Source organism: Streptomyces silaceus (genome assembly GCF_001419745.1).
GTDB classification, from domain to species: Bacteria; Actinomycetota; Actinomycetes; order Streptomycetales; family Streptomycetaceae; genus Streptomyces; species Streptomyces silaceus.
In genome coordinates this window covers 5,427-5,918 of record NZ_LIRJ01000378.1, presented here as the reverse complement: position 1 = coordinate 5,918, position 492 = coordinate 5,427, and the positions used below count along the sequence as shown (strand labels likewise).

The window sequence follows — 492 nt, the reverse complement described above, 5'->3', positions numbered from 1 at the left end:
GGGTGGGGGCATCCGCCGCGCAGCGGTGGAGCAGGGCGGCACCCCTCCTGCGGAGACGAGGAGGGAAGGCCCCTGCCGGTGCGCCCGCCCGGCGGTGCGGGGCCGCCCCGGGGGCGTTACGGCGGCGGGGCCGAGTTGGTGGTGTCCGACGGTGGGGGTTCCGGGTCGTCGCCGCTCGTGGCGGCCCACGTGCCGATGCCCGCCGCCGCGGCGAGGACCGCCCCCGCCACGCCCAGCGTGATCCGGCGGCGCCGGGCCGACGTGCGGTGCTTGGCGGAGCCGGGGCGGGCCGCCCCCGAGGCGCGCGGGGCGCGGGCCGTCCCGCGGGCGCCGCCGGCCAGCTCGTCGGGCCCGGGCACCCGCATCGACGTGTGGGTGTCGCGGTTGGAGTCGGTGGACGCCGACCCCGGCACCAGGGGCACCGCGCCCCGCCGGGGCGCCGCCTCGCCCGCCGGCTCGGGCGCGGACTCCTCGTACGCCTCCTCGGCGGCG

General features: G+C 82.7%; 1 pseudogene. It reads right to left on the bottom strand.

The features are described 5' to 3' along the window. Positions 1 to 116: 116 nt before the first annotated feature. A pseudogene (locus AOK22_RS43100) lies at positions 117 to 492 on the bottom strand (serine/threonine protein kinase); the annotation flags it as partial.